A 12,896-nucleotide genomic window follows, 5' to 3' on the forward strand; every position below is an offset into this window, starting at 1 on the left:
TAGAAGATAGAATTAATTTCTGCTATCTAATCTTTATTGTCGATTCAACATACTGCTTTGGCACTAGCGAATCTCTGGATATTTTTTGTTCCTCCCATAACTGGAAGCATCATTGGCTATTTCACGAATGACATAGCGATTAAGATGCTGTTTCGCCCCTACAGGGCTATTTATTTTGGCAAGCGCAAGCTCCCCTTTACTCCAGGCTTAATTCCCAGCAATCAAGAGCGTCTGGCTCAAAAAGTTTCCGATACAATTATGGGTTCATTGCTGACTCCTGGAGAAATACAAAAGTTAGCTCAAAGGCTTTTGGCAACTGAGCGGATCCAGGGAGCAATTCTCTGGCTGCTAAAATTGTCTTTAGATCAGGTTAAGTCAGATCGCGAGCAAAAAACAGCGAAGATTTTAGGCAATATTCTCCACGATTTATTTAGCCAATCTTTACCTCGATTATTAAAGGTACTGGCGAGAAAAGAAGATTTTCTGGAAGCTCAAATCAATCAAATTTTTGACCAAATTTTGTTAAATTTTCAGCTCAAGGATACCCAAGCCAAACAATTTTCCGATTGGCTATTAAGTTCAGTATTGCCTCCTGATACTATTCGCCGAGCTATGATTGATTTTTTAAGCGATCGCAATATTCAAATCATTGATGAGGGTTTTCGGGAAAAAACTAGCGGTACATATTGGGTAGTGGCTAATCTGTTTGGTTTACGCAACAGTCTCCTTCGATTACGCTCTTTTTGTCTTGATGAACCAGAGATTACCAACGCCAGATTGGAAGAATTGTCTTTCTCATTGCAAATCCGTAATCGGATTAAAAACTGGCTGACTAACCTTTCTTTGCAAAATCTCCCCGTCTCTACCGTCAGGCAACTGCGTAAGACTGTCAGAGAAGCAGTCCGTAACTATATTCGCCAAGAAGGAGGCGAAGTAATTGCTCGCTTAGGAGACTCCGTAGAATGGGAAAATTTGGCAACACTAATTCTCAAACGACTTCAAGCTTCACCAACAGTTAATGATTCGTTAGAGGTAATTAGCCAAGAGTTAGCTTTAGTTTTAGAACGTTACCTCGAACAAGATCTTGAAAAGCTAGTGGCTCAAGCTATACCGATTCTTTCGATTGATCGCGTCATTATCGATCGCGTTTCGGCTACTTCACCTGAAGAATTAGAAGCATCAGTCCAGGGTATTGTCCAAAACGAACTCCAGGCGATCGTTAATTTAGGCGGAATATTAGGTTTTATTATCGGATTATTGCAAACAGTTTTATTGTTGTTTAATTAGGTAGGGTAGTCGGATTGTCGATTTGTTCGATCATTACACCAACCTTATTGGCATTTTGAGTATCACCATTGCTGCGATAGAGTTTTAGAGCCTGATTAAAAGCGGCGATCGCCTCTTCCTCTCTATTTCTTGCTTGAAGAGCTATACCTAAATTGTAATACCCGACGGGGTTATTGGGGGCAATTTCGATGAGGCGACGAAAATCAACAATTGCTCTTGAGTAGTTTTGTTGGGCTAAATAAACTTTTCCCGATCCTTCCATAGCCAAGGCAGAATCAGGTTTAAGTCTTGTTGCCCATTGATATTCTGATAAGGCTCGCTCAAACTTTCCCTGTTGATACAAAATATTGCCGATTTGCAGATAAATAATGTGATTCTGAGGAGCAGTTTTTTTAGCCAACTCTAAAGTTTGTAGTCCTGCTGCAATGTCTCCACGATCTAATAAGGCTAAGGCTAACTGTAGCTTCAAATTAGGGTCATAAAACTGTTGTTCAGCTGCCGTTTGTAGTAAAGCGATCGCCTCTGGGTAGCGTTGTTGCTCAATTAGCAGACGAGAGGCAATTTTGTAGGCTTGTTCATTATTTGGGTCTAAAGTCAAAATGCGGTTGTACGCTTTAATTGCTCGCTCATATTCCTTGGCTCTTACTAGTACCACTCCTAGACCAAGGTAATTTTGCAAATTATCTGGTTCGAGTTTAATCGCTGTTTCATAAGCCTGAGCTGCTTTGAGATTTTCTCCCGCATTACCTAGACAAAAACCGAGAGCATAGTAAAGCTTAGGGTTTTCAGGAGTTAAATCGATAGCTTGCTGATAAGCTTTCGTTGCAGCAGCATAGTCTTTTCTCATAGTTTGGACATAGCCAATACCCGAAAAAATTTGTGCGTTTTCTCGATCTAGAGCTGCTGCTTGTTCATATGTTTCTAGAGCCTTATCATAATTTTTCTCTTCTACATATTGCTTTCCTAGCATCAGCAAATTATTAAGTTCTAGCTTGTTTACCTGAGCCATTAAATAAAAATTTGGTTTGGCTAAGATAGAACCCGAAGGTATAACTAGAGCAATCAGAGATAAAGAAGTGATGCTCAAAAGTTTAAATAACATGAATTATTGCAACAACTAGCTACTTAAGCGCGATCAATCATTAAATACGATCTATTGGAATGAATGAGCGAATTTTAACCTTTAATTTGGCATTTAAACTTTAGTTTGGCAAAAATTTATTTCTTGGAAGTACTTTTGATTAATTTAGTCTTTAGCATCAATGATTAAAGATTATTTTTTGCTTCTTGGGCAACCTGCTCAGATCGATCGTTTAGCAGCTTAGTAATAACTGTTGTTGCTTCCTCGCCTCCCAACCTACCGAGAGCCTGCACTAAGCGGTAGCGTATTTGCCAATCTTCATGATCGGCAAATGCAGTCAATAAAGGAATAGCGCGAGTATCGCCTAATTCACCCATAGAGCCGATCGCTGCCGTCTGCAAAAGATTGTTGTCAGAGTGTAGAGCTTCTTCTAACAAAGCAAAACCGCGAGGATCTCCTAGTTCACCTAAAGCGGCAATAATACTGAACTGAACTAGCCATTCTGAAGTAGTGTGATAAACATTAGCCAAATCTTCAAAAGCTTCAACCAACTTTAAACCACCAATCGCGTCTGCTGCTGCTGCTTGGACATCTGCTTCTGGATCGTTAAACAAGCGATCGCGCAGCATTTTTAAGGCAGTATCTTTATCAGTTGTTCCCAAGGTGTCTAGCTGACTAACGGCTGCATAGCGTACTCGAGTATTATCATCGGTAATCATCGGTTGAACCATGACAAAAGCGGTTTCTGGTTCAATTTGGCGCAATTGGTTTAACCCGCGAATACGTTCGCCAAAGTTGGCGGAATTTAGCAAATCTTTAACTGATTCTGGTGTAATACTCATGATTAAAACTTTTAAATTTAAACTGGTTTTAAATAAATCGGGTCAAAATAAAATGCCGAGCGAGTTGCCGAGCGTGGATTTCAATAACTTTAACAACAAGCTATCAATCTGCCATCATCCGAATTACATCGCCTTGAGTAATAATGCCAATTAGTTGGTCGCGATCGTCTAATACTGGAAGACGACGCACTTTCTTGTCGTGCATAATTCGAGCGGCTTCGCGAACCAACTGGCTTCCCTTTACCGTTACAGGGCGATCGTTCATGGCTTCCCCCACAGTTTGACCCAGGGCTTTATGTACTTCCTGATTATGTTTTGCTGGATTTTGTAAATAAATTACGCTGTCGAGAAACATGATATAAGGAGGCACATCCACCCCTGTAGCCTGCCAGGTAAGGTCGGTTTCTGAAATTACTCCTATCAACTCTCCTTGATTGTCTACTACCGGCAACCCGCTGATTTTGCGCTCTACTAAAATTTGAATCGCTTCTTGTAACGATGTTTCGGGAGATACTGTAATCGGATCAGCAGTCATAATCTCAGCGACGGTTTTGCTCATGGCAATTCTTTAATCGTATAGTTAGCTACCACTTTATGATTCTATCTAACCACAAAATTCTCGCCATAATTCACCAGCCAGCAATCTAATCGTCATCGATCATGAATTCTGTTTAAGCCTAACTCTCGGTAGCAAGTAGCGATCGCTAAAGGATATAGTAATTTATCTCAACAACTGTGTCGTAATCAGAGCAATATTTGGGATTTTTAAGCTTAAGAAAAATTTAAATGACTGAAAAAAAAGTTAATAATTTTTGCTCATAAACATTTAAATTAAAAAATAATAGACAGTCATCAATAATGACTGCCTACAATATTTATTTTATTATTTATTGAAGTTACAACCCGCTATATCGCGATTACTTATTTTCTGCTTTTTCATCTAAAGCTTGTGCTTGTTCTTGCTTTTCTTTTCCCTCTTCAACTCCTTTAGGATCGTCAGAATATTCCCCTAGGTTTTCTCTGATCTTACCTTCAATTCTTTCGCTTCTAGCTTCTGCTTTGAGCTTTAACTCTTCTGCTGTCTCTTTAATACCCATATTATTGTTTTATTATTAATTTACAAGAACACAATAACAGTTAAAGTTTTGTTTTTCTTCTATCTTATGGCTTATTTAGGTGATTATCAGCTTATATCTTAAGAGAGATAACCTTTATATATGGAAAATATCTAAAAAAATTTGCTCAACTATTATTAGAGGCAATAGGTCGTTCACCGTCAATATTAATAGTATCTACCACCTCGTATTTATTTTTCATGATGGGACGCTTTCCATCAGCTTCAAAAGTATCAACAACTTTTACTTGGCTATTATCTACAGGACGTTCTCCGTCAATGCTTAATGTACTGTCTGCATCTAAATTACTAGCTGTAACAGGACGTTCTCCATCAATATTAATATTGTCCACAATCTTTTGATTACCTTTGACAATAGGACGCTCTCCATCAACGTTCAAAGTATCAACAATTTCCAATTCACTATCATCTACGGGACGAGAATTATCAATATCTGGGTTTTGTGGAAAATCGTTATTTTTTGATTGGCGATCGCGCACTAAAAAGTCGGGGCTTTCAGCGATCGGGCGAATTCCATCCTCCTCAAAAGTTTCTGCTATTTCGAGGTCGGTGTTTTTGATGGGACGAATTCCATCATCTTTGAAAGTATTTTGTTGCGCTTCACTCATTGCTATATATGAAAACTATGATTAAATTTTGATAATGAGAAAGGCAATTAATGACCGATATCAAAACAATAATAAGTCAGAGTTACTAATTATTTAATCTGGTGCATCAATCGCCATTTATTAAAAAGCCTTTACGTAATTGCTATTTATTTATTCAAAGAAATTCTTAACCGAATCAATAATATTTTCCGATTTTTCTTCAGCAGCGTTTTTGGCATCATCTAATTTGTTTTTGGCTGTACCTATATTTTGTTTTGCCTCACCTTTAGCCTGCTCGATTCCGCCTTTTGCTTCCTCTGATGTGTCTCCTGTCGTATCACCGAGGTTGCGTCTAAAACTACCTATACCTTTTTGGGCTGTACCTTCTGCTTGATCTGCTACCCCAGATGTAGCAATAACAGAAGGTATTTGGATAGTTTCTGCATTAGCTGTCAAATCCGTAGCTATAGCAAAACCAGACCATAAAAAAAGAGATAAAGCGATCGCGCTAACCGCAGTGGTCAATTTACCTGCGTAAGCTTTTAGTCTGCCAATCAATAGCTGTGAACTAAACATATTTATTTTTTGTTAATTTCTCTACAGTTGCCATATTATTAAAACTTTCTTTCATCTCTATCTTTCTAGAGTTAGATATTCTGACACTAAAAAAAAGCCTGGCAGCTTTTCACGCTTAATTTGGGCAAAATATGCCATGAACTATCCTTCACAACTGGAAGATGAAAATAGAATAATTTAAGAATTTACGCTTTCGCAACAGCTAAGAAAATGCAGGAGTTTCTCAAAACTTGGGAAAATGTTGAACTAAAAAAAGCGTGATCGAGCAGCGATCGCGCCAAAAATAATTAAGATTTCGAGTAAAAGGGTGTTGCCACAGCACCCTAAAGCTAATTACTCTTCTTCTACTACCTGACGGATACGCTGTTCGAGACGGTCTAGATCTAAACCACCCTCATCACGATTGATACGGCGAACAGTACCATTAACTTGAGCTAAATCGCTGAGTAAATCCTGAAGAATTTCTTGCTGCTGTCGAGACTGAGTAACTTCTTTTGGTTCTTGGACAATATCGCGCACAATAGTTGCCTCGGAACGAGATGCTACTATGGGAGAAACTTCACCTTCAAGATAAACAAAAGTCCTTCTTCCTGAACCTCTTTCTTCTTCGATCGGAACTAAAGCAGTAACGCGATCGCTACGAACGTATTTACCAAAACCAAGAGGAACTAATACCGATGATTGTATCTTCATGTGGTCGTCAAAAATAAAAATATAAGCTGGTTTGATTTGCTGCGTTATTACTATTTTAGAAAACCCAAACCTTATAGTATATCTAGTTCTTACTCATTTATCATCGAGGTTTCCACCCTGTCCTTAAATCAGATTTTTTGCTAGTTTTATAACCTATAGACAGTAGATCGCTACAGTTTTTTTCTCCAGCCTTTCATTTATATCTTAAGACTTATTGACTTATTATTTAGCTTCATTTGAGTCACAAACAGATGATATATGCTTTGGTTTTGCCATAATTAAGCAATTATCTAATACCTTAGTCGGATACAAAAAAAAAATATTTATCGAAGATAGTAAACAAAACTATTTATCGTTCATCTGTAATTCAAAAGTTCAGTTGTGAACGAGGAATACTTTAATGTTTAATGCTTAATATTTAATGAAAGAAGTAGCCGTAGCTAAGATAAACGACCTGGAAAATGGTCAAATGCAGCAAATAGCTGTAGAAGACTCGCAAATATTACTATCTAAAATTGAAAATAAATTTTATGCCACAGGGGCATTTTGTAGCCACTATGGCGCACCACTAGCAAAAGGGGTGTTATGCGGTAAAAGAATTGTTTGTCCTTGGCATAATGCCTGTTTTAATGCGATCGCAGGACAGCAAGAAGAACCTCCAGGTTTAGATTCTCTAGCTCATTTTCCTGTCCGAGTGGAAGGAGAACAGGTATTGATCGGGCTGCCGGAAGAAATTTCTCAGCATCGTACTTTGGAGATGGCGAGACATGAACCTAGTGCAGACCATCGCACCTTCGTCGTTTTAGGTGCAGGCGCAGCAGGTACAGCAGCAGTTGAGCAGCTTCGCCAGCAAGGGTTTCAAGGTAAAATAATTTTGGTTAGTGCCGAAGCAAAGCTGCCTTATGACCGTACTAAGTTAAGTAAGGGTTATCTTCAGGGTCAAGCAAAACCAGAGACGTTACCTTTACGAAGCTGCGAATTCTATGACCAGCACGCTATTGAATTGCTTTTTGGTCAAGCCGTAATCAAAGCAGATGCCTTAAATAAAACCATTACTTTTGAAGATAATTCAAGTTTCAAATTTGATTCGCTGTTATTAGCCACGGGAGGAATAGCTAGAAAGCTAGATGTTCCTGGGTCAGATTTAGCCAATATTTATACGATACGACAGCCAGAAGACGTTAATTCAATTTTGGAGACGGTAAAAGGCGCGAAAAAAGCTGTGGTAGTTGGTTCTAGCTTTATCGGCATGGAAGCAGCAGCTAGCTTAATTCAGCAGGGGTTGGAAGTTACAGTAGTTTCTCCCAGCGATGTTCCGTTTAAAAAGATTTTAGGCGACAAACTAGGAAAGATGTTTCAGCAAATTCATCAATCACAGGGCGTTACTTTTAAATTGAAAACTAAAGTCAGCGAATTTACTGGAGAGAATAAAGTTGAGTCTGCTGTTCTAGAAAATGGCGAAAAAGTGGCTACCGATTTAGTAATTTTGGGTATTGGCGTTGAACCAAACACCAGTTATTTAGCAGGAGTAGAACTCAACGACAAAGATAATAGTATTTCCGTCAACGAATATCTACAAACTAAAATTCAAGATATCTATGCAGCAGGAGATATTGCTAAATTTCCTTATGCACCTATGGAAAAGTCTACTCGCATCGAACACTGGCGTTTAGCAGCACAGCATGGACGTATAGCAGCAGTTAATATGCTAGGAAAAAATAAACTGCAAGAAGTTGTCAAGATTGTGCCTTTCTTTTGGTCTGGTCAATACGATCTTAAATTGCGCTATGTGGGACACGCGGAAGAGTGGGACGATCTGAAAATAGACGGAGATCTAGAACAGCCAAAATTTCTCGCCTACTATCTTAAAAATGATCGAGTTATGGCTGTGGCGGGATTAAATCGTGATCGCGATATTGCAGCAATATCAGAATTGATGCGTCTCCAAAAAATGCCCAGTGCCGCAGCAGTCAAAGATACTGAAATTAATTGGCTTGACATGATTTAATTAGTGAACAGTTTTTAGCATAAAGCAGCAAAGACTTGAATAATTAATCCGCTTAGGTAGGATCGAGATAACCAGTAAATTGCAATCAAATATGAATCATTACGACGTAATCATTATCGGTGCTGGTGCAGGTGGCGGAACTGTGGCATATTCCCTCGCCCCAACAGGTAAACGAATTTTAATTATAGAAAGAGGCGGATATTTGCCTAAAGAAGACGATAATTGGAATCCTGAGGCGATTTTTCAGGGTCGAAAATATCAGGTAGAAGAGAAATGGTTAGACCATGACAACAATAGTTTTAGACCCCAGGCTTTTTATAACGTCGGCGGTAATACGAAAGTTTATGGCGCAGCCTTACAAAGAATGCGTGCGGAAGATTTTGGGGAATTAAAACATCAATCAGGTGTTTCTCCTGCTTGGGAACTAAGCTATCAAGATATGGAATCCTATTACACTCGCGCCGAAAGCATCTTTAAAATCCACGGACAAAAAGGCGAAGACATTACCGAACCGCCGATGTCAGCAGAATATCCTTTCCCTGCTTTGCCCCATGAACCCAGGATGCAGGAAGTCGCTGACGAATTGGAACAGTTAGGCTTGCATCCGCACCATTTAACCCTGGCGCTTGATCGCAATACAGAAGATCCTGAAAATAGCAACTGTATTCGCTGTGCTACCTGCGATCCTTATCCTTGCAAAATTGATGCTAAGTTAGACGCTCAAATCGCTTGTATTGACCCCGCCACAAAATACGACAACGTAGAAATTAAAATCAATACTTTAGTCACAAAGCTAATCACTGATGATAGTGGTAAGCGGCTTTTAGCGGTCGAGGTAGAAGTAGACGGCAACAGAGAACAATATAGCGGTGATATTTTTGTCCTTTCTTGTGGTTCGATTAATTCCGCTGCACTACTTTTAAGGTCCAAGAGTGAACAGCATCCTGATGGTTTGGCAAACTCCTCTGGTATGGTAGGACGCAACCTCATGCTACACAACCATTCTTCCATAGTGGCGATCGCCGATAAGCCCAATCCAGTCAAGTTTCAAAAAACCCTTGGCTTTAATGACTTCTATTTTGGCAGCCCCGATCACAACTATCCTTTAGGACAAGTTCAAATGACGGGTAAGTCTACATGGAATCGATTGGCTCTATTTTCTCCTGGCTCTATACCTCAGTCTACCTTAGAATTCATGGCAGACCATGCTGTGGACTGGTGGTTAACAAGTGAAGATTTACCAGATCCCAACAACCGCGTCACTGTAACCGATGAAGGTAAAATTAAAGTTGATTTTACCCGCAATAACCTTAAAGCTCACCAGGATTTTGTCGATATGTGGCAGAGTTATCTTCGCCGAGTTGATTTTTTCCTCTTTATGGTGACGACTGTGCCTCTTTCTGCCGTATGGCATCAGGTGGGTACCTGTAAGTTTGGTTCAGATCCTCAAACTACTGTTCTTGACCTCAACTGTCGTACTCATGATGTCGATAATTTATATGTCGTAGATGGTAGCTTTTTTCCTTCTATGGGTGCAGTAAATCCTACTTTAACGATCATAGCTAATGCTTTGCGTGTCTGCGATCATCTCAAAGACAGCATAGAATAAACAGGCGTTGCTGAATTGTCATGTTCTAGCTGAAAGTAAAAAGATTTTGAAACTTTTTTCTTAAGGAAAAATCAAAGTGTTGGTAGCTGATGAATGTCAGCTATCAGCTTTAGCTATAAAGTTTACTCTGCTCAGTTGAGCGATCGCTTTAGTTGATTATCGATAAAATACTGAAACTTGCGAATATCTAAAGGTTGTTCGGTTTCAAAAAATAGAGAAGTAAAACCATCCTCGTTTAAATGATCCCAGTTGTGGTGATGACCATGATGATGAGACAAGTCATGATGATCATGACTTGTCTCTTCTTGAAAGTATCGGTCTGATTTAAACAAACCTACACTTAAAATCAAAGGAAGAGAAACTTCCCCTTTTACTGTGCGCATAATCTTAGCGTCGGAACGATGTTGGCAAATTTGGTCTTCAATGCGATCGACTACCTCTAATTCGGCTAAATCAGTTTTGTTGAGTAAAATAATTAAAGTAGTTTTACCGCTGCCCAAAAACCCTGTAAAGATAGTAACGGGAGTGCTTTATGTTGATGTGTCCATTAATTCCAAAAAAATAACTGAATCGATTCGTAATTTTGATAATGATTATCGGTATAATAAATTTTGTCAACCAAACTGCTTCTCTCGATCATGCTAGAGACTTCCCAGCAAGAATTACCCGTCACCATCATCACAGGGTTTCTCGGTAGTGGTAAAACCACCTTACTCAATCAAATTCTGCAAAATAACCACAACTCAAAAGTCGCAGTATTAGTTAATGAGTTTGGCGATATCAATATCGATTCTCAACTTTTGGTTTCCTATGATGATGACATGGTGGAGTTAAGCAATGGTTGTATTTGCTGCACCATTAATGAAGGGTTGGTAAAAGCAGTACAAAGGATATTAGCCAAAGAAGAAAAAGTAGATCGTCTGATTATTGAAACTACTGGTGTAGCCGACCCTTTACCGATTATTTTGACTTTTGTTGGTTCGGATTTTCGCGATTTCACTCGCCTCGATTCAGTTATTACCGTAGTTGACGCAGAAACCTTTACCCCAGAACATTTTGATAGCGAAGCAGCTTTTAAACAGATTACTTTTGCCGATATTCTGTTATTGAATAAAACAGATTTAATTGACGAGGGACAATTACGAGGATTAGAAACCTATATTGCATCTATCAAAAAGAGTCCCAGGATTATTCATACGAACTATGCTCAAGTTCCTTTACCGTTAATCTTAGATGTCGGTTTAACTGCAATAGATAGTTACGTTCAGGAAAAACAACACCACGAACATCATGATCACCATCATCATTCTCCTCATTTAGAAGCCGATAGTTTCGTTTCCATGTCATTTCAAAGCGATAAACCCTTTGATGTCTATAAATTTCAAAAGTTTTTAACCGAACAACTTCCCCTAGAAGTATTTCGCGCCAAAGGAATTATTTGGTTTGCAGGCAGTGAATTACGCCACATCTTCCAACTATGTGGACAACGTAGTGATCTCAAGTCTGACCGTTGGTCTACTCCTCCTGCTAACCAGTTAGTCTTTATCGGTCGTCATTTAGATATTGATAAACTGCGCCAACAGCTAAATGACTGTTTGGCTACTTCTGTTACTGTTTAATTTAACTTAATTCAAATTCATGACCTTAGCTAAGTCCGAAGCAAATCAAATTAATAACATTAATCATAAATTACCTCAACTAACTACTACACAACAGCCTCATGTCTTCGAAGCAGAAATGCGTCAAGCGGTTAGAACTTTACTATTAGGATTGGGAGAAGACCCAGATCGACAAGGAATTAAGAGACACTCCTAAAAGAGTGGTTAAAGCCTTAAAATTCTTGACTTTTGGTTATCACCAGTCCTTAGATGAACTCCTCAATGGGGCAGTATTTCACGAAACTGCCGATGAAATGGTCTTGGTTAGGGATATCGACCTGTTTAGCTCCTGTTAACATCATATTTTACCCATTCTTGGTCGCGCTCATGTGGCATATATTCCCGACGGTAAAGTCATTGGACTATCTAAAATTGCCCGTATTTGTGAAATGTACGGACGGCGTTTGCAGGTACAGGAAAGATTAACCGCCCAAATCGCCGACGCACTTCAAGGATTATTACAACCCAAAGGTGTGGCGGTAGTAGTCGAAGCAACCCATATGTGTATGGTAATGCGAGGAGTGCAAAAACCAGGTTCTTGGACTTTTACCAGTGCCGTACGGGGTGTATTTGCTGATGATGCGAAAACCCGCCAGGAGTTTATGAGTTTGATTCGTCATAATCCTGCTTTTACCGCCTTAGAAAGAATCTTATCCAGTGATGCAGATGTGCTGTTTTGTGGACATACTCATGTTCCCTATGTTCGCACCCTAGATTCGGGACAATTGCATATTTTAGTTAATCAGCCTAATAAAGATGAACGACCAGCAATCAGTTTTAATAGCCCTGTTAAGCGAATTATCAATGTCGGTTCGGTAGGCGAACCCCGTCATGGTCGTCCTAATGCTACTTATGTGGTTTATGACACCGAGATAGAAGCAGCAAGTTTACGAGAAGTGGAGTATGACTATCAAAAAACCTGTGCTGCAATTTTAGATGCTGGTTTACCGCCTATTTTTGCTTGGCGTTTGGCTAGAGGACTAGAATTTGCTGAAAAAGCAGATGATCCGACTCATGTTTGTGAGAGATAAGACAGTTGCCAGAATTAATATCGAATACAGAGTTAATGTTATGTGTTTCTAATCATTATTGTATGGGTTAAAGATTCTGCCAATTTGGTAAGTCCTAATCTTTGATATAGTCTTTTTAGCTGGATTCCCTTTAAGAACTTTAAGTCATAACTTTTTATTGTTTGCTTGTGCTTCTTGAATAACTGACTTGATTAAACTTGTTCCAATTCCTTGTTGCTGAAAATCTTTGGTAATCTGGATTTCTCCTAAATAAATTTCGGTTTCTGATGAGACAACTTTCATAAAACCAACAAGTCTATTATTTATTTCAATTACTTGATATTCATGAGGAATAAAGCGATCGCACCTTACTTAAAAACCACTAAATGCAGACAAGCGATCGCTCTTTT

General features: G+C 39.0%; 14 protein-coding genes and 1 pseudogene. 6 read left to right on the forward strand and 9 right to left on the reverse strand.

Annotated elements, in window-relative coordinates; all coding sequences use genetic code 11:
* Window positions 1-36: 36 nt before the first annotated feature.
* The gene (locus V6C71_04450; protein ID HEY9767745.1) at window positions 37-1,287 is read left to right on the forward strand and encodes a DUF445 family protein; all 1,251 of its coding nucleotides are present in this window, start codon (window positions 37-39) and stop codon (window positions 1,285-1,287) included.
* On the opposite strand, the gene V6C71_04455 is transcribed toward V6C71_04450, so the two are convergent.
* The 7 genes from V6C71_04455 to V6C71_04485 form a co-directional block, all read right to left on the reverse strand.
* Complete coding sequence (locus V6C71_04455; GenBank protein HEY9767746.1) at window positions 1,280-2,389, reverse strand: tetratricopeptide repeat protein; 1,110 nt, start codon at window positions 2,387-2,389, stop codon at window positions 1,280-1,282. The genes V6C71_04450 and V6C71_04455 overlap by 8 nt on opposite strands.
* Window positions 2,390-2,553: 164 nt before the next feature.
* Complete coding sequence (locus tag V6C71_04460; GenBank protein HEY9767747.1) at window positions 2,554-3,210, reverse strand: HEAT repeat domain-containing protein; 657 nt, start codon at window positions 3,208-3,210, stop codon at window positions 2,554-2,556.
* A 103-nt stretch (window positions 3,211-3,313) separates the two neighbouring features.
* Window positions 3,314-3,769, reverse strand: coding sequence for a CBS domain-containing protein (locus tag V6C71_04465; GenBank protein ID HEY9767748.1), 456 nt, complete (start codon window positions 3,767-3,769; stop codon window positions 3,314-3,316).
* Between the two features lie 358 nt (window positions 3,770-4,127).
* Window positions 4,128-4,307 carry a CsbD family protein gene (locus V6C71_04470; protein ID HEY9767749.1) on the reverse strand — a complete coding sequence of 60 codons (180 nt, stop codon included), beginning with the start codon at window positions 4,305-4,307 and terminating at the stop codon, window positions 4,128-4,130.
* 145 nt (window positions 4,308-4,452) lie between these two features.
* Window positions 4,453-4,953 (reverse strand): hypothetical protein, encoded by a 501-nt coding sequence (locus tag V6C71_04475; protein HEY9767750.1) that lies wholly within the window; start codon window positions 4,951-4,953, stop codon window positions 4,453-4,455.
* A 150-nt stretch (window positions 4,954-5,103) separates the two neighbouring features.
* Window positions 5,104-5,508, reverse strand: coding sequence for a CsbD family protein (locus V6C71_04480; GenBank protein ID HEY9767751.1), 405 nt, complete (start codon window positions 5,506-5,508; stop codon window positions 5,104-5,106).
* Window positions 5,509-5,841: 333 nt separating this feature from the next.
* Window positions 5,842-6,201, reverse strand: a complete 360-nt coding sequence (locus V6C71_04485) for a hypothetical protein (protein ID HEY9767752.1) — start codon at window positions 6,199-6,201, stop codon at window positions 5,842-5,844.
* 421 nt (window positions 6,202-6,622) lie between these two features.
* Here V6C71_04485 and V6C71_04490 point away from each other — a divergent pair, with 421 nt between their 5' ends.
* Together V6C71_04490 and V6C71_04495 are read left to right on the forward strand one after the other, a co-directional pair.
* Complete coding sequence (locus tag V6C71_04490) at window positions 6,623-8,209, forward strand: FAD-dependent oxidoreductase (protein HEY9767753.1); 1,587 nt, start codon at window positions 6,623-6,625, stop codon at window positions 8,207-8,209.
* Window positions 8,210-8,300: 91 nt separating this feature from the next.
* Window positions 8,301-9,818, forward strand: coding sequence for a GMC family oxidoreductase (locus V6C71_04495; protein HEY9767754.1), 1,518 nt, complete (start codon window positions 8,301-8,303; stop codon window positions 9,816-9,818).
* 131 nt (window positions 9,819-9,949) lie between these two features.
* Here V6C71_04495 and V6C71_04500 read toward each other — a convergent pair whose 3' ends face one another.
* Window positions 9,950-10,318 carry a hypothetical protein gene (locus V6C71_04500; GenBank protein ID HEY9767755.1) on the reverse strand — a complete coding sequence of 123 codons (369 nt, stop codon included), beginning with the start codon at window positions 10,316-10,318 and terminating at the stop codon, window positions 9,950-9,952.
* Window positions 10,319-10,456: 138 nt separating this feature from the next.
* Here V6C71_04500 and V6C71_04505 point away from each other — a divergent pair, with 138 nt between their 5' ends.
* The 3 genes and pseudogenes from V6C71_04505 (at window position 10,457) to V6C71_04515 (ending at window position 12,507) form a co-directional block, all read left to right on the forward strand.
* Complete coding sequence (locus V6C71_04505) at window positions 10,457-11,437, forward strand: GTP-binding protein (protein HEY9767756.1); 981 nt, start codon at window positions 10,457-10,459, stop codon at window positions 11,435-11,437.
* A 118-nt stretch (window positions 11,438-11,555) separates the two neighbouring features.
* A pseudogene (gene folE / locus V6C71_04510) lies at window positions 11,556-12,090 on the forward strand (GTP cyclohydrolase I FolE).
* On the forward strand, window positions 12,079-12,507 hold the full coding sequence (locus V6C71_04515) for a metallophosphoesterase family protein (protein HEY9767757.1): 429 nt from the start codon (window positions 12,079-12,081) through the stop codon (window positions 12,505-12,507). The pseudogene folE and the gene V6C71_04515 overlap by 12 nt, the downstream one beginning before the upstream one ends.
* A gap of 144 nt (window positions 12,508-12,651) precedes the next feature.
* On the opposite strand, the gene V6C71_04520 is transcribed toward V6C71_04515, so the two are convergent.
* Complete coding sequence (locus tag V6C71_04520; protein HEY9767758.1) at window positions 12,652-12,840, reverse strand: GNAT family N-acetyltransferase; 189 nt, start codon at window positions 12,838-12,840, stop codon at window positions 12,652-12,654.
* Window positions 12,841-12,896 lie beyond the last annotated feature (56 nt).

This window comes from Coleofasciculaceae cyanobacterium (assembly GCA_036703275.1).
Lineage (GTDB): Bacteria > Cyanobacteriota > Cyanobacteriia > Cyanobacteriales > Xenococcaceae > Waterburya.